Below are 24708 nucleotides of genomic sequence, written 5' to 3'. Positions count from 1 at the left end.
GGGTGTCGTGGCAGGTTAGAGAGGCCAGAACACCAGGATGGCCGGGATTGAAACCGCAACCACGATGATTTCGAGGGGCAGTCCCATGCGCCAGTAATCGCCAAAGCTATAGCCGCCGGGGCCAAGGATCAGGGTGTTGTTCTTATGCCCGATGGGGGTGAGGAATGCGGAGGAGGCGGCGACAGCCACCGCCATCAGGAAGGGATCGGGCGACACGCCAAGGGTTTGGGCCATCTGGATGCCAACGGGGGCTGCGACGATCGTCGTGGCGGTATTGTTGAGCACATCCGACAGGGTCATGGTGACGACCATCAGCACGGTCAGGACGATCCACGGGGCCATGCCTTCGGTCAGGCCGATGAGCGCGCCGGCGATGAGTTCGGTGCCACCGGACGTTTCAAGGGCAGCGCCCAGTGGGATCATGGACCCCAGCAGCACGACAACGGGCCATTCGATATGGGTGTAGAGTTCGGACAGGGGTACGATTTTCGCCAGCACATAGGCGATGACCACCAGACCCAGCGCAACGGGCAGGTAGATCAGGCCGATGCTTGCTGCCAGAACCGCAACACCGAACAGGCCAATCGCCAGCCACACTTTGGTATTTTCGGTGACGGCCAGACCGCGGTCTGCCAGCGGCAGAACGTCCAGCCATTCAGTGACATCCGCCGCGGTGTCGCGTGGCACCAACAAGAGCAGAATATCGCCTGCTTTCAATTCGGTACTACGCAAGCGTGATGTGATTTTGCGGCCACTGCGTGAAATGCCCATCAGGATCGTGCGCCGCCGCCATGCCAGCCCGACGGCCTGTGCGGTGCGGCCGTTCACGCGGGAAGTCTCGGTCACGACAACCTCAATGATTTCAACGCCTTCGCCACCTGCTTTCAAGCGTTCTTCGCGGTCGCTATCGGCAAGCGCCAGATCAAGGCTGCTGCGAAATTCGTCCAAAGCGTCGGGGGTCGCTTCGAGGACCAGCGCGTCACCGGCTTGCAGTGCGACAGAGCGCGATTGCCCATAGCGGCGTTTGCCGTCGCGGATCAGGCCAAGGATGGCGACATCGGCATCGTCTGCAACGGGCGCAAGATCATTGAGCCGTTTGCCGATATGTTTGCTGTCTTCGGGCACCACCAGTTCAGCGATATATTGCGACAGGTCTTCGGTGCTGAGCGAGGCGTCATCGCGGGCAGGGATCAGCCGCCAGCCGATCAGCGCGACAAAGGTCAGCCCCGCAATGGCAGCGATCCCGCCAACGGGTGCAAAATCGAACATGCTAAAGGATTCGCCCAGTGATTCCTGCCGGATCGAGGCGATGATGATATTGGGCGGCGTGCCGATAAGCGTGACCATGCCGCCAAGGATGGTGGCAAAGCTGAGCGGCATCAGGGTGAGGCCCGGCACGCGGCCCGCCTTGCGCGCGGTCTGGATGTCGACGGGCATCAACAGGGCAAGGGCAGCGACGTTGTTCATAAATGCGGACAGGATGCCGCCAATCGCCCCCATCAGCGTGATGTGTGCCCCCAGCGAGCGCGAGGCGTCGATCATGGTGCGGGTGATCAGCAGCACCGCGCCGGAGCGCACCAGCCCCGCAGAAACCACCAGAACCAGCGCAACCACCAGCGTGGCCGGATGGCCAAACCCGCTAAAGGCGTCTTTTGACGGAACCACGCCCAGAACAACCCCGATCATCAGGGCGGTAAAGGCCACGATATCGTAGCGGAATTTGCCCCAAAGCAGCATGCCAAAGACAGCACCGAAGAGGGAGAAGAGGATGATTTGATCTATGCTCATGGGCGCACCATCTTTGGTATCGTCAGCCAGAGCAAGGGGATATGTGCCAGCGCCTTGTCGTGCAAGCAGTGCTGGCCTATAGAGGCGCAAAGCGTAAATTCAGACGAGGTATCTCATGGCCGGCCACTCCAAATGGGCAAACATCCAGCACCGCAAGGGGCGTCAGGACAAGATCCGCGCCAAGCTGTTTTCCAAGTTCAGTAAGGAAATTACTGTTGCTGCCAAAATGGGCGACCCCGATCCCGATAAAAACCCGCGCCTGCGTCTGGCAGTTAAAGAAGCCAAATCGGCGTCGATGCCCAAGGATAACATCGACCGCGCGATCAAGAAATCCGTCGCCGGCGAGGGCGAGGATTATAAAGAAATCCGTTATGAAGGTTACGGCCCGAATGGTGTGGCGGTGATTGTCGAAACGATGACTGACAACCTGAACCGCACTGCGTCCACCGTGCGTTCCACGTTTTCCAAGAACGGCGGCAATCTGGGCGAAACCGGCAGCGTCGGGTTCATGTTTGATCGTAAAGGCGAGGTGACTTACCCCGCGTCTGTCGGGGATAACGACACGGTAATGATGGCGGCAATCGAAGCCGGTGCCGAGGATGTGGAAAGTTCCGAGGACGGTCACGTAATCTGGTGTGCGGACAGCGATCTGAACGATGTGGCAACGGCGCTGGAAGCCGAGTTGGGCGAGTCAGAATCAACCAAGTTGGTATGGAAGCCGACCACAACCAGCGAGCTGGACCTTGAAGGTTTGGAAAAGCTGATGCGTTTGGTGGATGCCTTGGAAGATGATGACGACGTGCAGCGCGTCACCACCAACTTTGAAGCATCAGACGAGGTGATGCAGCAGTTCGAGGATTCCGACGGATAAAGCCCGTCCACAACCCAACAGCCCAAACGAGAAATGCCGCCCCTTGGGGCGGCATTTTCACATGCGTCGCTTGGTGGGGCGCCTAGCCGGCGATGCGCGAAAGGCCGCACCATGGAAACCCGACGCGTCCCGTCGGCTCCGGCGTAGACGGTTTTTGTTGTGCGATGCGCGCGAGCACCTGCTTGACCACGTTCAATTGGGCCACCGCAGCGGCATCGCCTGCGCCGGCCTGAACGTGCAAGATCTTCGACTGTGTATGAAGCGCCGCTTCCATGACCGAGATTTCTTGTGCGCTTACTTCGAGCGTCTGTTGTTTGCCGAACATCTTGTTTTTCCTTTAAGTCTGCAGGGCATGTAGGGGCGGTGTCGTGATTTTGCTAGTGCGGAAATGCCTGATCACTTTCATTTGTGTGTGATGTCATAAAAGAACGGCTTTTTCAGGGCGCTTGTCGCAGATGTTCCCTTGCGGCACCTAGAATGGCAGCGGTCAGCGGGGCAAGGGCCGGTGCCATCACACGGGTGACCTGCCAATACAGCGGCACATCCATCGGCAGGGCCCTGTCCAGCGCGATCAATCGGCCACAATCCAGATGATCCCGTACCAGCGTTTCGGGGTTCATGCCCCAAGCCATGCCTGCCAGTGCGGCATCAACAAAAGCATGGGTCGAGGGCATCTGATGGGAAGGCGGATGCAGGGTTGCGCCGGTTTTGGCCGTGATCCAGCGGGTTTGCAGTTGGTCATTGGGGGTGAAGGTCAGGATCGGCGCACGGGCAAGGCTTTGCGCGGTGACGCCTTTGGCGAAATACCGCTGCATAAAGGCAGGGCTGGCCGTCGCGATGTAGCGCAGCGCGCCAAGTGGATGCAAATCACAGCCCGCCACCGCGCGGTGGTGACCGGTGACGGCTGCACTGACCGCGCCGCGTTTCAGCCACGCATCGGCGGTGTCCTGATCATCCACCCGCAAATCAAACAGCATGTCGGGCACCGCTGAAAGGGCAGACAGCAGCCATGTGGCGATGCTGTCGGCGGGTACGGCAAGGGTCAGGCGCGCGGGCAGGGCACCGTCGCGGCGCAGATCGCCTAATGCAGCCGCTTCAAGCAGGGCCACATCTTCGGCGTGTTTGGCCAGGCGCGCGCCGAGCGGCGTGGCCGTACAAGGTTGACTGCGGTTGATCAGGGACGCGCCGACCTGTTCTTCCAGTGCCTTCAGCCGCTGGGATATGGCGGAGGGGGTTACATTAAGGCTGCTGGCCGCGGCGTCAAAACTGCCGAGGCGCAGAATGGCGGAAAGGGCTGCAAGCTGAGTGGGGTCAATGGGCATGAAGGGGTTCTAATCTCACGTTACGATCTTTAATTTGAGTAATGCAGAGGTTCTCGCGTAGTCAAGCCGGAGACACCAAAGGAGCTTGTCATGCTGTCCTCTTTCCTGCCCGGTTACGCCCTGAGCCTGACGCTGATTCTCGCCATCGGAGCGCAAAACGCTTTTGTCCTGCGTCAGGGACTGCGGCGGCAACATGTGTTCTGGGTCTGCCTGACCTGCGGGACGACAGATGCCCTGTTGATCGCGGGGGGCGTGGCCGGTTTCGGCGCGCTTGCGTCAGCTGTGCCGTGGTTCGAGACCGCGATGCGCTATGGCGGGGCGATGTTTCTGCTGTGGTACGGCGCGCAGAACGCGCTTTCTGCATGGCGGGGCGGTGCGGCGCTGGAAATTGAGGGCGAGGCGACACAAAGCCTGAGGCAGGTCATCCTGACCCTGCTGGCGCTGACCTTTCTGAACCCGCATGTCTATCTTGATACGGTTGTGCTGATCGGGTCCATTTCTGCACAATATCCCGACAAGCTTGCCTTTGGCGGCGGTGCGGTTCTTGCCAGTTTCACGTTTTTCTTTGCCTTGGGCTATGGCGCGCGTCTGCTTAGCCCCTTGTTTGGCAAGCCTTTTAGCTGGCAAGTGCTTGATGCGTTGATTGCGCTGACCATGTGGGCGATTGCGGCAAAACTTTTGTTCGGTTGATCTTGCCCTTTGGGTCGGACAGGCGCAGATTGCCGCCATGACAACGGCTCTTCCTCACCGCCCGCTGACGGGCATATTCTGGATGCTGGTGACTGGGGTGGTATTCATCATGGTCACGGCTTTGGTGAAATACATGGGTCCGCGCCTGCCCGCGGCAGAGGCGGCGTTCCTGCGCTATGCCATGGGCCTTGTGTTTCTGTTCCCTGTTCTGGGCACGTTGCGCAGCGCCCGTTTGACGCGCCGGCAATGGTCGCTGTTCGGACTGCGCGGATTCTGTCACGCCTTTGGGGTGATGTTGTGGTTCTTTGCCATGACCCGCATCCCGATCGCCGAAGTGACCGCGATGAACTATCTGGCACCCATCTATGTGACCCTTGGTGCGGCGATTTTTCTGGGGGAAAAGCTGGCGATGCGGCGGATTATTGCCGTGATCATGGGGCTCGCTGGGGCTGCCATCATCCTGCGCCCCGGTTTTCGCGAGGTCAGTGCCGGTCATATCGCGATGCTGATCGCGGCCGTGGTATTTGCCGGTTCCTATCTGATCGCGAAAATGCTGGCTGACGAAGTGCGCCCGGCCGTTGTGGTCGCGATGCTGTCGGTCTTTGTAACGCTGGGGCTGGCCCCCTTTGCGATTCCCGTCTGGATCACCCCTACGGGTACTGAATTGCTAATCCTGATGGCTGTCGCCTGTTTCGCCACGGCGGGCCATTATACGATGACGCTGGCCTTTGCCGCTGCACCGGTGACGGTGACGCAGCCGGTCACCTTTTTGCAACTGGTCTGGGCCACGGCGCTGGGCGTGTTCATCTTTGCCGAACCGGTGGACATCTGGGTGGTGCTGGGCGGTTTTGTGATCCTCAGTTCGGTGACATTTATCACTTGGCGGGAGGCGATGTTGAACCGCCAGATCACGCCGAATGCCAATGCGACCAAGATGTGATTTCGCGTTATTGATTGACTAGTCAATAAAAGGCGATTTACCCTGAACGGGAATTAGCCAAGGACGCGAATCCCAAAATGCCCAAAGTCGGAATGGAACCCATCCGCCGCTCCGCACTGGTGCAGGCGACAATTGCCGAAATCGGTGCCGCCCATTCACTGGATGTTACTGTCGGTCAGATTGCCAAACGTGCCGGCATGTCGACGGCGCTGGCCCATCATTATTTCGGCGGCAAAGACCAGATTTTTCTGGCCGCGATGCGCCACATCCTCTCCGAATACGGGGCCGAGGTGCGCGCCCGTCTTGCAGAGGCCCGCGGCCCGCGCGACCGTGCCGCCGCCATCGTGATCGCGAGTTTTGACGAAACCTGTTTTGCGCCCGCAACGGTCAATGCGTGGATGACGCTCTATGCCGCATCCCCGACCAACGCAGGCACCCGCCGCCTGTTGCGGCTGTATCAGCGCCGCCTGCGCTCGAACCTCAGGCATGCGCTGCGCCCGCTGAGCACCAATCCCGAAGCCGACGCCGAAACTATGGCAGCGCTGATCGACGGGCTTTATCTGCGTGCGGCCTTGTCGCAAAGCGGCACAGCCTCCGCGGCACGGGCAAGCGCCCTGTCTACCTTGCACCTGCTTCTGGATGCCACAAAATGACCAAACCAAATATCCTGATCCTGATGGTGGACCAATTGAATGGCACGTTGTTTCCCGACGGCCCTGTCGACTGGTTGCACGCGCCCAACCTCAAGAAACTGGCGGCGCGCTCCACACGTTTCGCCAATTGCTATACGGCCTCGCCGCTTTGCGCACCGGGGCGGGCGGCGTTTATGTCGGGGCAATTGCCCTCGGCCACGGGCGTCTATGACAATGCTGCGGAATTTGCGTCAAGCATCCCGACCTATGCGCACCACCTGCGCCGCGCAGGGTATCAAACCTGCCTGTCGGGCAAGATGCATTTTGTCGGCCCCGACCAGATGCACGGCTTTGAGGAACGTTTGACCACGGATATCTATCCCGCCGATTTCGGCTGGACCCCGGATTATCGCAAGCCGGGGGAACGGATTGACTGGTGGTATCACAACATGGGGTCGGTCACGGGCGCGGGCGTGGCGGAGATCTCCAACCAGATGGAATACGACGACGAGGTCGCCTATAACGCGACCCGCAAGCTCTATGATCTTTCGCGGGGCGGGGACGCGCGCCCTTGGTGCCTGACCGTCAGCTTTACCCATCCGCATGACCCCTATGTCACGCGCAAGAAGTACTGGGACCTTTACGAGGATTGCGCGCACCTGCTGCCAGAAGTGCCGGCGATGGCCTATGAGGATCACGACCCTCATTCGCAGCGCATCTTTGACGCCAACAACTGGCGCGATTTCGATATTACCGAAGAAGACATCAAACGCTCGCGTCGGGCTTATTTCGCCAACATCAGCTATCTTGACGACAAGGTCGGTGAAATCCTGCAAACGCTTGAGGACACGCGTCAGGAAGCGATCATCCTGTTTGTCTCCGATCACGGTGACATGCTGGGCGAGCGTGGTCTGTGGTTCAAAATGTCGTTCTTTGAGGGCTCTGCGCGTGTGCCGATGATGATCAGCGCGCCCCAAATGGAAACAGGGCTGCAAACCACACCGGTCAGCAACATCGACGTCTGCCCGACGCTCTGCGATCTGGCTGGCGTGTCGATGGACGAGGTGATGCCGTGGACCACCGGCCAATCCGTGGTGCCTATGGGGCAGGGCGTGGAACGCACCGAACCTGTCGCGATGGAATACGCTGCCGAAGGGTCTTATGCGCCGATGGTTTCGCTGCGCTATGGTAAATGGAAATACAACCGCTGTGCACTGGACCCCGATCAACTGTTTGATCTGGACGCCGACCCGCAGGAATTGACGAACCTCGCCGAACATCCCGACCATCAGGGGACATTGATCACGCTAAAAGCCAAATCCGAGGCCCGCTGGGACTTGGCCGCCTATGACGCGGATGTGCGCAAATCCCAAGCGCGCCGCTGGATCGTTTACGAGGCCTTGCGCGAGGGGGGCTATTACCCCTGGGACTATCAACCCCTGCGCAAAGCCTCGGAGCAATATATGCGCAATCACATGGACCTTAACGTGCTGGAAGACAACAAACGCTTCCCGCGCGGTGAATAACCCCTTCATCTTGCCCTTAATCCTCCTGACGGAGGCATGAAAGTTCTTATCCGATGCCCTATGACACACAGCCCGCTGCCAGCCATTTCATCAATGGTGCATATGTCGAAGACACTGCTGGCACACCGATTGACGTGATTTACCCCGCCACAGGCGAAAAAATTGCTACAGTATACGCTGCCACACCCGCGATTGTGGAACAGGCGATTGCAGCTGCAAAGAGCGCCCAAGCGGCTTGGGCTGCGATGAGCGGCACTGAACGCGGCCGGATCCTGCGCAAGGCCGCGGACATGCTGCGCGAACGCAACCACGACCTGAGCGTCTTGGAAACCTATGACACCGGTAAGCCCTATCAGGAAACCAGCGTTGCTGATGCGACCTCGGGGGCGGATGCGCTGGAATATTTCGGCGGCATGGCTGCGACGCTCACCGGCGAGCACATCCAGCTAGGTGAAAACTGGGTCTATACCCGCCGCGAGGCGCTGGGCGTCTGTGTCGGTATCGGCGCGTGGAACTATCCCACCCAGATCGCGTGTTGGAAAGGCGCACCGGCGCTGGCTTGTGGCAATGCGATGATTTTCAAACCCTCTGAAACAACACCGCTTTGCGCGTTGAAGGTTGCGGAAATCCTGCATGAGGCGGGCTTGCCTGCGGGGATCTACAACGTGGTGCAAGGCATGGGCGAAGTTGGCGCGTCGCTGGTGACGGACCCGCGGGTCGACAAGGTGTCGCTGACCGGATCCGTGCCAACCGGCCGCAAGGTTTATGCCGCTGCGGCGGAAGGCATCAAACACGTGACCATGGAACTGGGCGGCAAATCCCCGATGATCGTGTTCGAAGACGCGGACATCGAAAACGCGGTCAGCGGTGCCATTCTGGGTAATTTCTATAGCTCCGGTCAGGTCTGTTCCAATGGTACGCGGGTCTTTGTGCATAAGGCGATCAAGGAACAGTTTTTGAACCGTCTGGCCGAACGTTTGGGCAATGCGGTGATCGGGGACCCGATGGACCCTGCGACCAGCTTTGGCCCGATGGTGTCAGAGCGCCAGCGCGCCATTGCGTTGGACTATATCGAAAAAGGGCAGGCTGAAGGGGCGCGTCTGGTCACAGGCGGCAAGATGCTGGAGCGCGACGGTTTTTATATGGAGCCGACCGTTTTTGCGGATGTCACCGACGATATGGTCATCGCGCGCGAAGAGATTTTTGGCCCTGTCATGGCCGTGCTGGATTTTGAGGATGAAGAGGATGTGATGGCCCGTGCCAATGACACCGAATTCGGGTTGGCCGCCGGCGTGTTCACCCGCGATCTGACCCGCGCGCACCGCGTGGCCGCGCGATTTGAAGCGGGCACGTGTTATATCAACACCTATAATGACGCGCCGGTCGAGGCCCCTTTCGGCGGGTCTAAGAACTCTGGTGTCGGACGCGAGAATTCCAAAGCGGCGATCGAGCATTATTCGCAGCTGAAATCGGTGTTTGTGCGGATGGACGATGTCGAAGCGCCGTTTTGAAGCGGATCCAAAGGTGTGCTGACGCACATTACATATTTGGTCTGCGAGGCGATGTGAGCCCCTGAATATAGACGGTAGCGGGGGGAGTTAGGGCAGCAAGTTAAAGCTGCTGAGAGGTGCTTGAGCCCACAGACTGTGGCTCAAGACACCTGTTCAATTTTGAAGGTGCGATTCCGCGTAGCCTCAAGGACAAGCCGGGCAAAGCCCGGTCGCGATGCGATCCTTGACCCTGCGCAGAATCACGGGAGTGGTGTGATGAGAGCGGAATTTGTGATTGTCGGGGCAGGCTCTGCCGGTTGTGCAATGGCCTATCGGTTGGCCATGGCCGGACGGCGCGTGATCGTGATCGAACATGGCGGCACGGATGCGGGGCCGTTCATCCAGATGCCAGCGGCCTTGAGTTATCCGATGAACATGAAACGCTATGACTGGGGGTATAAGTCCGAACCCGAGCCGCATTTGGGCGGGCGCGAACTCGTCTGTCCGCGCGGCAAGGTGATTGGCGGGTCGTCGTCGATCAACGGGATGGTCTATGTGCGCGGTCATGCGCAGGACTTTGATCATTGGGAAGAAGCGGGCGCGCAAGGCTGGGCTTATGCTGATGTCTTGCCCTATTTCAAACGGATGGAAAACTGGCATTCCGGGGGGCATGGGGGCGATCCTTCATGGCGCGGCACGGACGGGCCGTTGCACGTCAGTCGCGGTACGCGGAAAAACCCGCTGTTCGAGGCCTTCGTGCGCGCGGGGGAGCAGGCCGGATATCAGGTGACGGATGATTACAATGGCCAGCAGCAAGAGGGCTTTGGCCCGATGGAGCAAACCGTCTGGAAGGGCCGGCGGTGGTCTGCCGCGAATGCCTATTTGCGGCCCGCGCAGAAAACCGGAAATGTTGAACTGGTGCAGGCGCTTGCGCAGCGGGTGGTGATCGAGAACGGACGTGCAACGGGGGTCGAAGTGTTGCGTGGCGGCAAGCGCGAAGTGATCGGGGCGGAGCGCGAGGTGGTTTTGGCCGCGTCCTCGATCAATTCACCCAAGCTGTTGATGTTATCGGGCATTGGCGACGGGGCGCATCTGGCGGAGCATGGTATCGACGTGGTGGCCGACCGGCCCGGTGTCGGGGCGAACTTGCAGGACCATCTGGAAATGTACATCCAGATGGCGGCGTCGCAGCCGATTACCCTTTATAAACATTGGAATATCTTTTCGAAGGCGGTGATCGGGGCGCAGTGGCTGTTCACGAAAACCGGCATGGGCGCGTCGAACCAGTTTGAAAGTGCCGGTTTCATCCGGTCCAAGGCAGGCGTGCCTTATCCTGATATCCAGTTCCATTTTCTGCCGATTGCGGTGCGCTATGACGGGCAGGCGGCGGCGGAAGGGCACGGGTTTCAGGCGCATACCGGACCGATGCGGTCACGTTCGCGCGGAAGCGTCACCTTGCGCTCTGCTGATCCGAAGGACGATCCGAAAATCAGGTTCAACTATATGTCCCATCCTGAGGATTGGGAGGAATTCCGCACCTGCATCCGCCTGACCCGCGAGATTTTCGCGCAAGAGGCGTTCAAACCCTATGTAAAACACGAAATCCAGCCGGGTGCGGCCTATCAGACCGACGCAGAGTTGGACGAAGTGATCCGCGAACATGCCGAGAGTGCGTATCACCCCTGTGGCACTTGCCGGATGGGGCGCGCGGATGATCGTGGCGCTGTGGTTGACCCGCAGGCGCGGGTGATCGGGGTTGACGGGTTGCGCGTGGCGGACAGTTCGATTTTCCCGCGCATCACAAATGGCAATCTGAATGCGCCCTCGATCATGGTGGGGGAAAAAGTGTCTGATATGTTGTTGGGTCTGGACCCGCTGGCACGATCCAACGATGAACCCTGGAACCACCCCGATTGGGAAACTGCGCAGCGATAGTGGTTTGGTAAGATAACCCTAACCACATATTGTGATTTCTGTTGCTTGTTAAGGCGTGCTGTTCCACATTAACGGCATGTTAAGAATTTGGTCATTGAGTGCACTGATGCTGGTGCTTGCGCTGTCCGCAGAGGCGGCAGAGTTTCGCGGGGAAATCCGCGTGATCGACGGGGATACCCTGGATGTCGGTGATATCCGCGTCCGCCTGCATGGCATTGATGCGCCCGAACGTGACCAGCCTTGTACCACGTTGACCGGCCAGAACTGGGGGTGTGGGGACTGGGTGACGCGGCAGGTGCGAGACCGCTATCAGGGTGCGCAAGCGCGCTGTGATGCCATTGACCGTGATAGATATGGTCGTGTCGTCGCAAGGTGTTTTGTGGACGGGGCGGATATCAATCGGGATATGGTCGCGGACGGGCTGGCCTTTGCCTATCGCAAATATTCATACGATTACGACCTCGAGGAAAAAGCAGCCGTTGTCGCCGATCTTGGGATTCACGGATTTGCCATGGAAGCGCCCGCGCGGTATCGCCTGACGCGGATCAAAGGACGTTTGGCCCCCGATCCAAACTGCCGGATCAAGGGCAATATCAGTGCCAAAGGGGTGCGTATTTATCACCTGCCGGGGCAGAAATATTACGATAAAACCGGCATTGATCCGCACAAAGGTGAGCGGTGGTTTTGTTCAGAAGCGCAGGCGCGGGCCTCCGGTTGGCGAAAGTCAAAAATATAGCTTAATCAACACGGTACGGCAGGACGTCGCGCAGGTTTTGATCAACAACCAGATGGCGTTCTAGTGGCGGAACCGCACGTTGGTGACAGGATTTGCGCTCGCAAATCCGGCAGGAAATCCCGATTGGTTCAAATGCGGATTCTCGGGTCATATCCAGCCCGTCAGCGTACACGAGTTGCGCGGCATGGCGCATTTCACAGCCCAAGGCGATGGCGAAGCGGCGCACCGGTGCCCCGAAACGTCCCGCCGGTTTCGAGATGTCACGTGCCAGTGAGATATAGCGTGCGCCGTCCGGCGTTTCCGCGAGTTGGCGCAGGAACCTGCCCGGTGTTTCAAACGCGCGGTGCACGTTCCACAGGGGGCAGGCTCCGCCGAACCGCGCGAATTGCAAACGGGTGGCGGAATGGCGTTTTGTGATCGTGCCGGCCTGATCAACGCGTACAAAAAAGAACGGCACGCCCTTGCTGCCGGGGCGCTGCAATGTGGACAGGCGATGCGCGACCTGTTCGATGGAAGCACCAAAGGCGCCGGAGAGCAATTCGAGGTCATGCCGACAGCTTTGCGCCGCTGCATGAAACCGCGCGTAGGGCATCAGCGCAGCGCCCGCAAAATAGTTGGCCAGACCAATTTTAGCGATATCGCGGGCCGCAGCGGTGGTGAAACGGGCCAGATCAAGCGTGGCTTCCAGCAGCGCATCCTGTTTGGTAAGCGCCACTTGCAGCAGTAACTGAAAGGTCTGGGATTCCGGGGCGGCGCGGGCAGAGATGTGCAGCACGTTGGTCGATGCATCAAAGCGGCGCAGGACATCGGTGTCATCAAACGCAACCGAAATTCCCGCATTGCCAAGCGTGGAAACGGCGGCGACGCGCATGTTGCGATGTCCGCCTTTCCGGTTGGCGAAATGTTCTGCAGCGTGATCGACCGAGTCGATATAATTGTCGCAATAGTGAAAGAAGTCGCGGACTTCTTCCCACGGGGAGGGCGCGCCGCGGGCGTCTTCGCGACCTAGCGCTTCGTCCAATGAGGCAAGACGTTCATGGGTCTGACGGTAGCTTTGGTGCAGGTCAAGGAATGCCCGTGCCAGCCCCGGCGCGTTTGAAGCGGTTAGCCGGATATCTGCAAGCGGTGGCATCTTGCCCTGAAACACCGGATCGGCCAGCGCTTCGCGCATGTCACTGACCAGCCGTTCGCTGTCACCGGCGCTGAGTTCGGTAACGTCCAAGCCGAATTCGGATGCGAGCGCGAGGACAACCGTGGTGGAAATCGGCCGGTTGTTGTTTTCCATCTGGTTGAGGTAGGGCAGGGAAACCCCCAGCCGCGCGGCAAAATCTTTTTGCGTGAGGCCCAGTTTAGTGCGCAATTCGCGCAGGTTGGCGCCGGCGTAGAGTTTTTGAGTGGCCATCAGGTGCCCTTTGCAACTTTGCAGTTGCTCTGAGCCTAGCTTTGCAAACCTAGGACTGCAATGCGAGTATTCTGGCGCGCCGGATCACGAACAGGATCGAGATAATGCCGCAAAAGGAGGTTGCAAGCATGATGAGGACCAGCGGATAGGCCCCTGATTCCGGTGTCAAAAGTTGCCCTGCAAGAACGGCAAGGGCCGACCCGCCGCCGATCATGATTGCCCCGCCCAGACCGGATGCCGTACCGGCCAGATGAGGGCGGACCGACAACATGCCCGCTGTTGCGTTAGGAATGCACAACCCGTTGCCAAGGCCGACCAGTGTCATCATGCCAAAGAAAGTTTCGGCCGTGCCCAAGCCCATCACAAGGATGCAGAGCGAGAGGGTCGACCCCAAAGTCGCGGCAATGCAGCCGCACAGCACCAGCATATCGACGCCAAATCGGGTCGCGAAGAGGCCGGTAATCCAGTTGCCGCAGAAATAACCGATGGCGGGGGCACCGAAATACAGGCCCAGCCAGAATGGATCGAGCCCGAATACGATAGTGCCGACAAAGGGAGCGCCGCCGAGATAGGCGAAAAACGCGCCGGAACAGAAACTTGCAGCAAGGGCGTAGCCCCAGAACCGTCGCGCGCGCAGCAGTTCGGGGTATTCCCGAAACTGTTTCAGTATCGATATATTCGACGGTTTCGCGGTTTCGCCCATGTCCCACAAAACCAGCACCAGCACAGCACCGGCAATCACGAACATCAGCCAGAAGGTGACGTGCCAATCCGCGACCTGTTCAATCGCCCCACCGACCGCCGGTGCAATCATCGGCACCAGCGCCATGCCCATTGTGACGTAGCCCAGTTTTGACGCGGCCTGATCCTGCGTATAAAGGTCGCGCAGCACGGCGCGGCTGAGCACCATGGCGGTGGCAATCACCGCTTGGGCAATGCGAAACCCAAGAAACACGGCGGTATTGGGGGCAAAGATGCATCCCAAAGTGGCCAGCATGAACAGCACCAGCCCGCCGATGATCACAGGGCGGCGGCCCAAATTGTCAGAAATCGGTCCGATGAAAAGCTGGATCACCGCGCTGCACAGCAGATACAGTGGCACCGTCAGCTGCATTGTCGCGTAAGATGTGCCGAAATATTCCGCCATATGTGGCAGACTTGGCAAAAAGATGTTCATCACCAAGGCGCTAAGGCCCGACAGTAAAATCAGGGTCAAAACTGTGGGGGGCGTGCCGCGGTCCATAAAGCGGATTTCGGGCAACGGGGGGGGAGCGTGCTTCATGCAAATGCATCTATGCCTGCCGTTGGAGCTTGTCCACGTCGGGCGCAAATATTTGCAACATTGCAATTTGCAGAAACCGAGCTGAATATACTTTGCAAATATTCAGAAAGTCTCTTTCCTCGGGTAGGTCCCATTCGGTATTGTCGCGTAAATATTGAACAGGGGTTAGCGATGAAAGACATTCTTGAACAGCTGGAAGAGCGCCGTGAAACTGCCCGTCTGGGTGGCGGTCAAAAACGGATTGATGCGCAGCACGGGCGCGGCAAGCTGACGGCGCGCGAGCGGGTTGACCTGCTGCTGGATGAGGGGTCTTTCGAAGAATTCGACATGTTCGTTTCCCACCGATGCACCGATTTTGGTATGGAAAATCAAAAGCCTGCGGGGGACGGTGTGGTCACCGGCTGGGGCACGATCAATGGGCGTCTGGTGTATTTCTATTCGCAGGACTTTACCGTTTTGGGCGGCTCCGTGTCCGAAACCCATGCCAAGAAAATCTGCAAGATCATGGATATGGCGATGCAGAACGGCGCGCCTGTAATCGGTTTGAACGATTCAGGTGGCGCGCGGATTCAGGAGGGTGTGGATTCGCTTGCCGGATACGCCGAAATCTTCCAACGCAACATTATGGCCTCTGGTGTGATCCCGCAAATCAGCGTGATCATGGGGCCCTGCGCCGGTGGCGCGGTCTATTCGCCCGCGATGACCGACTTCATCTTCATGGTCAAAGACAGCTCTTATATGTTTGTCACAGGCCCTGAAGTGGTCAAAACCGTGACCAACGAAGTGGTGACCGCAGAGGAACTCGGCGGGGCGGGGACCCACACCAAGAAATCGTCTGTTGCGGATGCCGCGTTTGAAAACGACGTCGAAGCCTTGGCCGAAGTGCGCCGTCTGGTCGATCTGCTGCCCGCGAATAACCGCGAAGGCGCGCCCGTGCGTCCGTTCTTTGACGATCCCGAGCGGATCGAGGCGTCACTTGATACGCTGGTCCCGGCCAATGCGAACACACCCTATGACATGAAGGAATTGATCCTGAAACTGGGCGACGAGGGTGATTTTTACGAGATCCAAGAGAATTTCGCCAAGAACATCATCACCGGTTTCATCCGCATCGAAGGGCGCACCGTGGGGGTCGTCGCCAACCAGCCGATGGTGCTGGCTGGCGTTCTGGACATCGACAGCTCGCGCAAGGCGGCCCGTTTCGTGCGCTTCTGCGACTGTTTCGAAATCCCGATCCTCACGCTTGTCGACGTTCCCGGTTTCCTGCCCGGCACGTCACAGGAATACGGCGGCGTCATCAAACACGGCGCGAAACTGTTGTATGCCTATGGCGAGGCGACAGTGCCGATGGTCACGCTGATCACGCGCAAAGCCTACGGCGGTGCCTATGACGTGATGGCGTCCAAACACCTGCAATCGGATTTCAACTATGCGTGGCCAACGGCCGAGGTCGCGGTGATGGGGGCCAAAGGCGCATCCGAAATCATCCACCGCGCGGACAAGGACGATCCAGAGAAGCTGGCGCAACACACCGCGGATTACGAGGCGCGGTTCGCGAACCCCTTTGTGGCGGCAGAGCGCGGGTTCATCGACGAGGTAATCCAGCCGCGCACAACGCGGAAACGGATTGCGCGCGCGTTTGCGTCACTGCGGAACAAGAAGAAAGAGATGCCTTGGAAGAAGCACGGCAATATTCCGTTGTGAGGCAGGTGCGCGTGCAGTTGGGACGCGATGTTGCGTTAGAGCAGATCATCTCGCCCGCCGACTTCCCCACACATGACAAGGGTGCGCCGTGAAAGCCGTCTTTGCCAGTCTCATTCTTGCGGCCAGCCCCGTTTGGGCGACCGATGTGCCTTCGGGGCATAGTGTCGAATTATACGAGGTCCTGGTGGATGCCGTCGAAAGCGAAACATGGCTCAGGTTCCGCTTTATCGCGCCGCATATCGCGCGGGGCGAGGGCGCGGTGGAATATGACGTGGCGGCCAGCGATATGATGCACTTGTGCGCCGCGCTGGCCCTGCCATATAGCGCTGAATACGCGCTGGCGGGGGATGTCATTGTGATCTCTCTGGCGGACCGTGCGACCGAATTCGGGGTCGCGGATCCCGAAGCGACACAATTTTTCGAGGCTTTTCGTCCTGTGGATAACACCTGTATCTGGGAGGGTTTGTGATGCAACCACAATATCTTGCGGTCCACTTCTCAAGTGGACAGAATACTGCGACATTCGCGACACAACCCCAACCATTGCAACGGGCTGGATATGTTTTCGCAGCGGACTACCTTATGGTGCAGTCGAGGAATACCCAAGTATCCCTTACCTCAGAAACGGGGCGTGCGAGGCAGTTTAACAATGCGCGTTCCACTTACATAGACAGGAGACAGAGATGTCAAAGAGCATCAAATTCCTGGCAGCCATTGGTTTCATCGCCACTGTTGCTGCCTGTACATCCGGCCAGACCGAAGAAGAATATGTTGTTGTCGAGCCCGAGCCCATCTCGGTTGAGCCAACATACACAGGTAAGTACAAATAAACTTGCCCCGGGGCAGGCCGATGCGCCTGTCCCGACCCCATTCCTGACAATCCGCCAAACACGGCCCCAAAATCGGAGGGCCGTCTGATGCCAGCCTATATGCTGAAACATCGTGGATTTCCGGGCCGTTTGCCCAGTACCGATTTCCAGTTCACCATTCGCCGTCCCAACCCCAAAGGGGTGACACCGCTGTCCCAGCGCGAGCGTCGTTCCGACCGCCGTCCGGCGGACAAACGCGCGGATGCCGGTTTCATGAAAGCCCTGTGGGAGCATTTCGGCCCGCATCCGTTTGAACGCGGCAATCTGGACGCGGGGCGTCTGTCGTGGCTGTTTGGCCGCGAGGTCCTGCCGGCGACGGATCCGTTTGACCCGGCCCATTACGAAAGCCTGCTGGTAATCAATGAAGCCGCCGCGCGCGCGGCTTTCCCCGAAGCTTTCGAGGATTGATCGGCATGAACCCGCGCGCAACCTTTGAAAACCAGCGGCACGCTGCCGAAATCCTGCCGGTTTATCCGGCGGGCTTGGGGTTTTCGCAGCGTTTTGTCAGGGTTGATTACGGTGATGGCGTTACCTCCCCCGGTGCGTCTTTGCCATACCGAAACCATACCCTTTTCCCCCTTGGGCAGCAGGGCGCAACCATCGCGCTGCTGCCCTCTTTTTCCGGCGCTCATTGTCCCATTGGGGCGGTCGCATCGGGTGGAAAGACACATAAGTCTGCACCCGACACGGAACCCCGCGCGATGTTCCGCGTTGCTTGTGTAGACACGAGCAGACAAGGAACAGAAAAATGTCCATCAAACCCGTCCTCCTCGCCAGCGCCCTTTGCGCCTCTCTTGCCGCCTGCGGCGACACGGTTGTCGAACAGGGGCTTGTCGGCACAGCCGTCGGCGCGGGGGCCGCAGCGGTCACCAGCGGCAGCCTGTTGCAAGGCGCAGCCATTGGTGCAGCGGGCAACATCGCTTTTTGCCAGCTTAATCCCGGCAAATGCCGATCCGTTAACTAATCGCACTTTTACGGCGCAGCCTGCGCGCCGTACCCGAAACAATCGCCCCGCACAGCACCTGCTGTGGCGGGGTTTTCGTGTTTACCTCAAGACCCAAAAGGACACCCCATGTTCAAGAAAATCCTGATCGCCAACCGTGGCGAGATTGCCTGCCGTGTTATCAAAACCGCCAAGAAAATGGGGCTGACCAGCGTTGCGATCTATTCCGATGCGGATGCGCAGGCGCTGCACGTGCAAATGGCGGATGAGGCCATCCACATCGGCCCGCCGCCTGCCAACCAGTCCTATATCGTTATCGACAAAGTGATGGCCGCGATCAAGGAAAGCGGTGCCGAAGCGGTGCATCCCGGCTATGGTTTCCTGTCTGAAAACAGCAAGTTCGCCGAAGCGCTTGAAGCGGCGGGCGTCGCTTTTGTCGGCCCGCCTGTGGGTGCGATTGAAAAGATGGGGGACAAGATCACTTCGAAAAAGATCGCGCAGGAAGCGGGGGTTTCCACAGTGCCCGGTTACATGGGCTTGATCGAGGACGCCGATGAGGCGGTCAAGATCTCCAACGAGATCGGCTATCCTGTCATGCTTAAGGCCTCTGCCGGCGGGGGCGGTAAAGGCATGCGTATCGCGTGGAACGACGAAGAGGCCCGCGAGGGGTTTCAGTCCTCCAAGAACGAAGCGGCGAACAGCTTTGGCGACGACCGCATTTTTATCGAAAAATTCGTAACCCAGCCGCGCCACATCGAAATTCAGGTTCTGTGTGATGCACACGGCAACGGCATCTATCTGGGCGAACGCGAATGTTCGATCCAGCGCCGCAACCAGAAGGTTGTCGAAGAAGCACCAAGCCCTTTCCTGGATGAAGCCACGCGTAAGGCAATGGGTGAGCAGGCAGTCGCGTTGGCGCAGGCCGTGGGCTATACTTCGGCCGGTACGGTCGAGTTCATCGTGGACGGCGACAAGAACTTCTACTTCCTCGAGATGAACACGCGTTTGCAGGTGGAACACCCTGTGACCGAGCTGATCACTGGCGTCGATCTGGTCGAACAGATGATCCGCGTTGCAAACGGGGAAAAGCTGACGATCAAACAGTCGGATGTAAAACTGAACGGCTGGTCCATCGAAAACCGGCTTTATGCCGAAGATCCTTATCGCGGCTTCCTTCCCTCTATCGGCCGCTTGACCCGTTACCGCCCGCCACAGGAAGTTGCCGCCGGCCCGTTGTCGGACAATGGCAAATGGGCGGATGATGCGCCTACCGGCACTTTCGCGGTGCGCAATGACACTGGTGTTTATGAGGGGGGCGAGATCAGCATGTATTACGACCCGATGATCGCCAAGCTCTGCACATGGGCACCGACACGCGCTGAAGCGATTGAACAGATGCGCGTGGCGTTGGACAGTTTCGAGGTCGAAGGTATCGGTCACAACCTGCCGTTTTTGTCAGCCGTAATGGACCACCCGATCTTTATCGACGGCACCATGACCACCGCCTTTATCGAAGAGCAATATCCCGACGGCTTCGAAGGGGTCGAGTTGGCCGAAACCGAGCTGCGCCGCATTGCTGCGGCATGTGCGGCCATGCACCGCGTTGCCGAAATCCGCCGTGCGCGGGTGTCGGGCCGGATGGACAATCACGAACGCAAAGTCGGCAGCGACTGGAACGTGACTGTGCAGGGGCAGTCCTTTGATCTGGTGATCGAAGCGGACAAGGACGGGGCCACGGTCCGGTTCGAGGACGACAGCACCCTGCGGGTCAAGGGCGACTGGACGCCGGGCGACAAACTGGCGTCAATGACGATCAATGACGCGCCTTTGGTGATGAAAGTCGGCAAGATTTCCGGTGGTTTCCGGATCCGCACCCGTGGCGCGGACGTCAAAGTGCATGTGCGCACCCCGCGTCAGGCCGAACTGGCGCGTTTGATGCCGGAAAAAGTGGCCCCTGATACGTCTAAAATGCTTCTCTGCCCGATGCCGGGTCTGATTGTGAAACTGGATGTGGCCGTGGGCGACGAGGTGCAGGAAGGTCAGGCGCTCTGCACGATCGAGGCGATGAAGATGGAAAACATCCTGCGTGCCGAAAAAAAGGGCGTGGTCAGCAAGGTCAATGCAGGGGCTGGTGACAGTCTGGCCGTGGATGATGTGATCATGGAGTTTGAGTGACCTCGAACCCCGTCATAACATGGATCTGGTCCGTTGATGCCCGTATCTGGCAGGCGGTGATTGCCGGCGCTTTTGTGTCGGCGGGCTGGGTCTTTAACGGCTGGCAGAACAGGCGCGATGCGGCGCGGCTACGTGCCGAACGGCTGCGCGATGTGCACCGTGCGCTTTATGCCGAAATCGGTAGCACGATGGCCAATCTGGGCAGCCCGGCAGCGCTGGAACAGAACGCGGAGGGGATCATGCAGCGCATGAGCGACGACGCCGGTTTTGTCCCCTTCATTCCGCATGAACCGGGTGATCATCTTTATGATGCGGTGGTGGCGGAAATCCATATCCTGCCGCGCTGCACGATTGATCCGGTGGTGGCGTTCTATAGCCAGATCAAGGCAATATCCGCCCTGATCGAAGACATGCGCGGCAATACGTTCAAAGCAATGGGCCAGACGCGGCGCATGGGCATGTATCGCGATTACATCGCGATGAAGCAGCAGTTGTTTGAATACGGGCTTTTTGCGACCTCAATGATCAAGGCCTATGCCGAAGGCGGTGCAGATGCTGCCGAAACGCTGGCGCGCAAGATCAATAGCCGGGCCGTGGCCCCGTCCGCCCCGTCACCGGAATCGGAGTAAAGGGCGGGATGTCATCATATTTGTCCATATCCGTCTCCTTTGCCTGTTCTTCCTTTAATATAGGTGAATGCGGCGTTGCCCGCAAGGCTCAGCGGGTGCGCGCGGCTTCCTTCTCCTCGCGGATTTCGCGCTGGCGCATCGGCATTTTGTCAATGCTGCGGGTGATTTCGCGCACGTCCCACGGGAAGGGTTTGCGCAGTTTGTTGCCGCCATCCTTGCCCACCAGCACCAGCATAAATCCCCGTGGCCGCATTTGCAGCCGCAAGGGCGCGCGCGCATCGGGGTCGGTATCGGTCAATACAATCACATCGCGTTCGCGCAGTTCATCCTCGCGCGCGGCCAGAAGTTCCATCTGTTCGATATATGCAGGGTCATCTTCGCTATCCGCAAAGACCAGCACGGGGCGTTTTTTCCAGCGGAATTCGCTCAAATCAGCCATATCGGCAGCGGCAAACAGGGGGTCGTCCCCTTCGCTCGGGGTGTCCTGTGCAAGGGATGCTGTGGCAATAAACCCAGCAATAACAAGGGTAGTAAGGCGTTTCATAGTCTCTCCTGTTGGTCATGATATAAGCGGGATTTGCGCAAATGCGATGGCAAATCGGCAAACGGCTTGCATTAACGTGCCTGCAAGGGGTTATGCGCCATGACGGGGGCCATCCCCGCTGAATGGCCGTACGGGGCGGCATTCTGGCAAAGACTGGGTCGATCCATCATGGATGTCATTCTGCACTTGGGGGCACATCGCACAGCGACGACCACCTTTCAGCACTATATGCGGGACCACAGCGATGATCTGGCATCGAAACAGATCGCATTCTGGGGGCCGGAACGGGTGCGCGGGTCGGTCACTCCGGGGTTGTTTCGCAGCTCTACCGCGCCAAAGGGGCGCAATCTGGCGAAACGTGCCGAAGGGCGCATTCGCCTGTTCGCGGCACAGGCCAAGGCGCAGGGCATCAAGCAATTGCTGGTCAGCGATGAAAACCTGCTGGGCAATTGTAAACAGAATATCCGTGCCGAACGGCTCTATCCGGCCGCCGGTGAACGTATCGCGCGGGTCTCGGCAGCCTTTGGCGGGCAGGTGCGGCGCATTGTCCTGACGATCCGCGCACAGGACCTGTGGTGGGCGTCCGCCTGTGCGTTAACCGTATCGCGGGGGCATCCGGTGCCGAGCACGACGCGTCTTGCAAATATCGCCCATAGCCGACGCAGCTGGCGTGATGTCATCACCGATCTGGCCTGCGCTGCCCCCGGCGCGCAGATTGATGTGCTGACGTTCGAGGCCGGGGCAGGCGCGTGCGAAAGGGTGCTGCGCGCAGCACTTGAAACGGACGTTCCCACCGACACGCGCAAGCGTTGGCTGAACCGGTCGCCCGACCTGCAAAGCCTGCGGCTGGCTTTGGCAGAGCAGGGCAGTGATCCTGAACTGCTACCCGACACGCTGGGGCGCTGGCAGCCCTTCACCGGCGAACAAACCGCAATGCTGCGGGAAAATTACGCAGATGATCTGCATTGGCTTTTTGCCGGTGCGGAGGGTCTGGCCACACTGACAGAGGATACATGCCCCAACAGAGCAGAAACATATCTGCCATCCGGTGCATTCACAAAAGGACAAAGAGATGACCAAGGACAAATCGAAGGACATGTGGCGCAGCATCGCTGAGGCGGAATTGCGCGGCAAAAGCGTTGATGACCTGACGTGGAAAACACTTGAAGGCATTGACGTGCAACCCGTCTATAATGCTGCCGACCTTGAAGGCGTTTCGCATCTGGGATCCATGCCCGGCGAGGGTCCGTTTACGCGCGGTGTAAAGGCCACGATGTATGCCGGACGTCCGTGGACGATCCGTCAATATGCCGGTTTCTCGACGGCCGAAGAATCCAACGCCTTTTATCGCCGCAACCTCGCTGCCGGTCAGCAGGGGGTCTCGGTGGCCTTTGATCTGGCCACGCACCGCGGGTACGACAGCGACCATCCACGTGTTGAGGGCGATGTGGGCAAGGCTGGCGTGGCAATTGACAGCGTTGAGGATATGAAAATCCTGTTCGACGGTATCCCACTGGATAAAGTCAGCGTTTCCATGACGATGAACGGTGCGGTGATTCCAATCCTCGCCAGCTTTATCGTTGCGGGCGAAGAGCAGGGGCATGACAAATCCGTGCTCGCCGGCACCATTCAGAACGACATTCTGAAAGAATTCATGGTGCGCAACACCTATATCTATCCGCCGGAACCTTCGATGCGGATCATCGGGGACATCATCGAATATACCTCTGATAACATGCCGAAATTCAATTCGATTTCGATCTCGGGCTATCACATGCAAGAGGCGGGCGCGAACCTTGTGCAGGAACTTGCCTTTACCCTTGCGGACGGGCGGGAATATGTGCGCACGGCGATTGCGGCGGGAATGGATGTGGACCGGTTCGCCCCGCGCCTGAGCTTCTTCTTTGCCATTGGCATGAACTTTTTCATGGAAGCCGCCAAACTGCGCGCTGCCCGTTTGTTGTGGCACCGGATCATGTCTGAGTTTGAACCAAAGAACGCCAAGTCGTCGATGCTGCGCACGCATTGCCAGACCTCAGGCGTGTCACTGGCGGAACAGGACCCTTACAACAACGTCGTGCGCACCGCGTTTGAGGCGATGTCGGCAGTCTTGGGCGGGACGCAAAGCCTGCACACCAACTCGCTGGACGAGGCGATCGGCCTGCCGACTGAACACTCCGCCCGCATCGCACGTAATACCCAGTTGATTTTGCAAGAAGAAACCGGCGTGACCAATGTGGTGGATCCTTTGGCCGGGTCCTACTATGTTGAAAAGCTGACCCATGATCTGGCCGAAGCGGCGTGGAAAATGATCGAAGAGGTCGAGGAAATGGGCGGCATGACCAAAGCTGTGGCCTCGGGCATGCCCAAGCTACGCATCGAAGAAGCGGCAGCCACCCGTCAGGCCAATATTGACCGAGGCACCGAGGTGATCGTGGGCGTGAACAAGTATCGCCGCGACAAGGAAGAGCCGATTGATATTCTCGATGTGGACAACGTTGCGGTGCGCGAAAGCCAGATTGCCCGTCTGAAAGAAATCCGCGCCAACCGTGACGAGGCCGCCTGCACCGCGGCGCTTGCAGAACTGACACGCCGCGCAGGCGAGGCCGGAAATCTGTTGGAAGGGGCTGTCGAAGCCGCACGCGCACGCGCCACCGTGGGAGAAATCAGCATGGCAATGGAAGAGAAATTCGGCCGTCACCGCGCGGAAGTGAAAACCTTGGCTGGCGTTTACGGCGCGGCCTATGAGGGGGATGCGGGCTTTGCCAACATCCAGAAATCGGTTGAGCAATTTGCCGAAGACGAGGGCCGCCGCCCGCGCATGTTGGTGGTGAAGATGGGGCAGGACGGGCATGACCGTGGCGCCAAGGTCATTGCGACCGCCTTTGCCGACATCGGCTTTGACGTGGATGTTGGTCCCTTGTTCCAAACCCCTGCCGAAGCGGCGCAAGATGCGGTGGACAATGACGTTCATGTCATCGGCATTTCATCGCAGGCCGCGGGGCATAAAACACTCGCCCCGCAATTGGTCAAAGCGTTGAAGGACGCAGGGGCTGAGGACATTCTGGTGATCTGTGGCGGCGTCATTCCGCAGCAGGACTACCAGTTCCTTTATGATGCGGGGGTAAAGGCGATCTTTGGACCCGGCACCAATATTCCTGCGGCGGCTGAGGATATTCTGAAACTCATCCGTGCGGCGCGCGGATGAGAGTGCGGACAGTTTTTAGGGC

Annotated in this window: 23 protein-coding genes; 17 read left to right on the top strand and 6 right to left on the bottom strand. The window is 58.9% G+C overall.

Translation table 11 applies throughout. The features are described 5' to 3' along the window. Positions 1 to 15: 15 nt before the first annotated feature. Positions 16 to 1788 (bottom strand): SLC13 family permease, encoded by a 1773-nt coding sequence (locus tag Z947_RS0116380; RefSeq protein ID WP_025045371.1) that lies wholly within the window; start codon positions 1786 to 1788, stop codon positions 16 to 18. Positions 1789 to 1903: 115 nt separating this feature from the next. Here Z947_RS0116380 and Z947_RS0116375 point away from each other — a divergent pair, with 115 nt between their 5' ends. Next, entirely contained in the window at positions 1904 to 2659 is a 756-nt protein-coding gene (locus Z947_RS0116375; protein WP_025045370.1) for a YebC/PmpR family DNA-binding transcriptional regulator, read from the top strand. Positions 2660 to 2741: 82 nt separating this feature from the next. On the opposite strand, the gene Z947_RS0116370 is transcribed toward Z947_RS0116375, so the two are convergent. Continuing rightward, a complete protein-coding gene (locus Z947_RS0116370; RefSeq protein ID WP_025045369.1) occupies positions 2742 to 2984 on the bottom strand; it encodes a hypothetical protein in 243 nt (80 codons plus the stop codon). Positions 2985 to 3096: 112 nt separating this feature from the next. Further along, the gene (locus Z947_RS0116365) at positions 3097 to 3981 is read right to left on the bottom strand and encodes a LysR family transcriptional regulator ArgP (RefSeq protein ID WP_025045368.1); all 885 of its coding nucleotides are present in this window, start codon (positions 3979 to 3981) and stop codon (positions 3097 to 3099) included. 90 nt (positions 3982 to 4071) lie between these two features. Between Z947_RS0116365 and Z947_RS0116360 the strand changes: the two genes are divergently transcribed. From Z947_RS0116360 to Z947_RS0116330, 7 genes are all read left to right on the top strand, one after another. Beyond that, positions 4072 to 4671, top strand: coding sequence for a LysE/ArgO family amino acid transporter (locus Z947_RS0116360; protein ID WP_025045367.1), 600 nt, complete (start codon positions 4072 to 4074; stop codon positions 4669 to 4671). A gap of 37 nt (positions 4672 to 4708) precedes the next feature. Further along, positions 4709 to 5611, top strand: a complete 903-nt coding sequence (locus tag Z947_RS0116355; RefSeq protein WP_025045366.1) for a DMT family transporter — start codon at positions 4709 to 4711, stop codon at positions 5609 to 5611. 77 nt (positions 5612 to 5688) lie between these two features. Continuing rightward, positions 5689 to 6264: a choline-binding transcriptional repressor BetI gene (betI, locus tag Z947_RS0116350; RefSeq protein WP_025045365.1), complete on the top strand. Its 576-nt coding sequence runs from the start codon at positions 5689 to 5691 to the stop codon at positions 6262 to 6264. Continuing rightward, the gene (betC, locus tag Z947_RS0116345) at positions 6261 to 7769 is read left to right on the top strand and encodes a choline-sulfatase (RefSeq protein ID WP_025045364.1); all 1509 of its coding nucleotides are present in this window, start codon (positions 6261 to 6263) and stop codon (positions 7767 to 7769) included. Before betI ends, betC begins: the two co-directional genes overlap by 4 nt. A gap of 53 nt (positions 7770 to 7822) precedes the next feature. After that, positions 7823 to 9280: a betaine-aldehyde dehydrogenase gene (betB, locus tag Z947_RS0116340; protein ID WP_025045363.1), complete on the top strand. Its 1458-nt coding sequence runs from the start codon at positions 7823 to 7825 to the stop codon at positions 9278 to 9280. 255 nt (positions 9281 to 9535) lie between these two features. Beyond that, positions 9536 to 11194, top strand: coding sequence for a choline dehydrogenase (gene betA / locus Z947_RS0116335; RefSeq protein WP_025045362.1), 1659 nt, complete (start codon positions 9536 to 9538; stop codon positions 11192 to 11194). A gap of 94 nt (positions 11195 to 11288) precedes the next feature. Next, a complete protein-coding gene (locus tag Z947_RS0116330; RefSeq protein WP_338057828.1) occupies positions 11289 to 11930 on the top strand; it encodes a thermonuclease family protein in 642 nt (213 codons plus the stop codon). A 1-nt stretch (position 11931) separates the two neighbouring features. On the opposite strand, the gene Z947_RS0116325 is transcribed toward Z947_RS0116330, so the two are convergent. Both Z947_RS0116325 and Z947_RS0116320 read right to left on the bottom strand, forming a co-directional pair. Beyond that, entirely contained in the window at positions 11932 to 13332 is a 1401-nt protein-coding gene (locus tag Z947_RS0116325; RefSeq protein ID WP_025045360.1) for a helix-turn-helix domain-containing protein, read from the bottom strand. Between the two features lie 49 nt (positions 13333 to 13381). Continuing rightward, on the bottom strand, positions 13382 to 14614 hold the full coding sequence (locus tag Z947_RS0116320; protein WP_052880627.1) for a multidrug effflux MFS transporter: 1233 nt from the start codon (positions 14612 to 14614) through the stop codon (positions 13382 to 13384). A 171-nt stretch (positions 14615 to 14785) separates the two neighbouring features. On the opposite strand from Z947_RS0116320, the gene Z947_RS0116315 reads away from it, so the two are divergent. The 7 genes from Z947_RS0116315 to Z947_RS0116285 all read left to right on the top strand — a co-directional run bounded on the left by Z947_RS0116315 (position 14786) and on the right by Z947_RS0116285 (position 20934). Beyond that, positions 14786 to 16318 carry an acyl-CoA carboxylase subunit beta gene (locus Z947_RS0116315; RefSeq protein ID WP_025045358.1) on the top strand — a complete coding sequence of 511 codons (1533 nt, stop codon included), beginning with the start codon at positions 14786 to 14788 and terminating at the stop codon, positions 16316 to 16318. An 88-nt stretch (positions 16319 to 16406) separates the two neighbouring features. Then, on the top strand, positions 16407 to 16787 hold the full coding sequence (locus tag Z947_RS0116310; RefSeq protein WP_025045357.1) for a DUF6497 family protein: 381 nt from the start codon (positions 16407 to 16409) through the stop codon (positions 16785 to 16787). A 214-nt stretch (positions 16788 to 17001) separates the two neighbouring features. Then, a complete protein-coding gene (locus tag Z947_RS22235; RefSeq protein ID WP_169737475.1) occupies positions 17002 to 17148 on the top strand; it encodes a hypothetical protein in 147 nt (48 codons plus the stop codon). 99 nt (positions 17149 to 17247) lie between these two features. Further along, complete coding sequence (locus Z947_RS0116300; protein ID WP_025045356.1) at positions 17248 to 17595, top strand: hypothetical protein; 348 nt, start codon at positions 17248 to 17250, stop codon at positions 17593 to 17595. Positions 17596 to 17935: 340 nt separating this feature from the next. After that, positions 17936 to 18151, top strand: a complete 216-nt coding sequence (locus Z947_RS0116295; RefSeq protein ID WP_025045355.1) for a hypothetical protein — start codon at positions 17936 to 17938, stop codon at positions 18149 to 18151. A 108-nt stretch (positions 18152 to 18259) separates the two neighbouring features. Next, positions 18260 to 20305, top strand: a complete 2046-nt coding sequence (locus Z947_RS0116290) for an acetyl-CoA carboxylase biotin carboxylase subunit (protein WP_025045354.1) — start codon at positions 18260 to 18262, stop codon at positions 20303 to 20305. Continuing rightward, the gene (locus tag Z947_RS0116285) at positions 20302 to 20934 is read left to right on the top strand and encodes a hypothetical protein (protein ID WP_025045353.1); all 633 of its coding nucleotides are present in this window, start codon (positions 20302 to 20304) and stop codon (positions 20932 to 20934) included. Before Z947_RS0116290 ends, Z947_RS0116285 begins: the two co-directional genes overlap by 4 nt. Before the next feature lie 88 nt (positions 20935 to 21022). Here Z947_RS0116285 and Z947_RS0116280 read toward each other — a convergent pair whose 3' ends face one another. After that, positions 21023 to 21478, bottom strand: coding sequence for a DUF4174 domain-containing protein (locus Z947_RS0116280; RefSeq protein WP_025045352.1), 456 nt, complete (start codon positions 21476 to 21478; stop codon positions 21023 to 21025). A gap of 99 nt (positions 21479 to 21577) precedes the next feature. Between Z947_RS0116280 and Z947_RS0116275 the strand changes: the two genes are divergently transcribed. Both Z947_RS0116275 and scpA read left to right on the top strand, forming a co-directional pair. Then, positions 21578 to 22594: a hypothetical protein gene (locus tag Z947_RS0116275; protein WP_156026665.1), complete on the top strand. Its 1017-nt coding sequence runs from the start codon at positions 21578 to 21580 to the stop codon at positions 22592 to 22594. Then, entirely contained in the window at positions 22551 to 24686 is a 2136-nt protein-coding gene (gene scpA, locus Z947_RS0116270; RefSeq protein WP_025045350.1) for a methylmalonyl-CoA mutase, read from the top strand. The genes Z947_RS0116275 and scpA overlap by 44 nt, the downstream gene beginning before the upstream one ends. Positions 24687 to 24708 lie beyond the last annotated feature (22 nt).

The sequence above is a fragment of the Sulfitobacter geojensis genome (genome assembly GCF_000622325.1).
Taxonomy (GTDB): Bacteria; Pseudomonadota; Alphaproteobacteria; order Rhodobacterales; family Rhodobacteraceae; genus Sulfitobacter; species Sulfitobacter geojensis.
Note: the sequence above shows the minus strand (reverse complement) of the source record. Positions and strands in the feature narration are given on the sequence as shown.

Bases quoted from the DNA above. Each gene is read 5' to 3' on its own strand.
- Z947_RS0116375 (WP_025045370.1), top strand. From the start codon at position 1,904: ATGGCCGGCCACTCCAAATGGGCAAACATCCAGCACCGCAAGGGGCGT.
- betI (WP_025045365.1), top strand. From the start codon at position 5,689: ATGCCCAAAGTCGGAATGGAACCCATCCGCCGCTCCGCACTGGTGCAG.
- Z947_RS0116280 (WP_025045352.1), bottom strand. From the start codon at position 21,478: ATGAAACGCCTTACTACCCTTGTTATTGCTGGGTTTATTGCCACAGCA.
- Z947_RS0116290 (WP_025045354.1), top strand. From the start codon at position 18,260: ATGTTCAAGAAAATCCTGATCGCCAACCGTGGCGAGATTGCCTGCCGT.
- Z947_RS0116295 (WP_025045355.1), top strand. From the start codon at position 17,936: ATGTCCATCAAACCCGTCCTCCTCGCCAGCGCCCTTTGCGCCTCTCTT.
- betB (WP_025045363.1), top strand. From the start codon at position 7,823: ATGCCCTATGACACACAGCCCGCTGCCAGCCATTTCATCAATGGTGCA.
- Z947_RS0116325 (WP_025045360.1), bottom strand. From the start codon at position 13,332: ATGGCCACTCAAAAACTCTACGCCGGCGCCAACCTGCGCGAATTGCGC.
- Z947_RS0116315 (WP_025045358.1), top strand. From the start codon at position 14,786: ATGAAAGACATTCTTGAACAGCTGGAAGAGCGCCGTGAAACTGCCCGT.
- Z947_RS0116355 (WP_025045366.1), top strand. From the start codon at position 4,709: ATGACAACGGCTCTTCCTCACCGCCCGCTGACGGGCATATTCTGGATG.
- Z947_RS0116370 (WP_025045369.1), bottom strand. From the start codon at position 2,984: ATGTTCGGCAAACAACAGACGCTCGAAGTAAGCGCACAAGAAATCTCG.
- Z947_RS0116275 (WP_156026665.1), top strand. From the start codon at position 21,578: ATGACGGGGGCCATCCCCGCTGAATGGCCGTACGGGGCGGCATTCTGG.
- Z947_RS0116380 (WP_025045371.1), bottom strand. From the start codon at position 1,788: ATGAGCATAGATCAAATCATCCTCTTCTCCCTCTTCGGTGCTGTCTTT.
- Z947_RS0116360 (WP_025045367.1), top strand. From the start codon at position 4,072: ATGCTGTCCTCTTTCCTGCCCGGTTACGCCCTGAGCCTGACGCTGATT.
- scpA (WP_025045350.1), top strand. From the start codon at position 22,551: ATGACCAAGGACAAATCGAAGGACATGTGGCGCAGCATCGCTGAGGCG.
- Z947_RS0116365 (WP_025045368.1), bottom strand. From the start codon at position 3,981: ATGCCCATTGACCCCACTCAGCTTGCAGCCCTTTCCGCCATTCTGCGC.
- betA (WP_025045362.1), top strand. From the start codon at position 9,536: ATGAGAGCGGAATTTGTGATTGTCGGGGCAGGCTCTGCCGGTTGTGCA.
- Z947_RS22235 (WP_169737475.1), top strand. From the start codon at position 17,002: ATGTCAAAGAGCATCAAATTCCTGGCAGCCATTGGTTTCATCGCCACT.
- Z947_RS0116320 (WP_052880627.1), bottom strand. From the start codon at position 14,614: ATGAAGCACGCTCCCCCCCCGTTGCCCGAAATCCGCTTTATGGACCGC.
- Z947_RS0116300 (WP_025045356.1), top strand. From the start codon at position 17,248: ATGCTGAAACATCGTGGATTTCCGGGCCGTTTGCCCAGTACCGATTTC.
- betC (WP_025045364.1), top strand. From the start codon at position 6,261: ATGACCAAACCAAATATCCTGATCCTGATGGTGGACCAATTGAATGGC.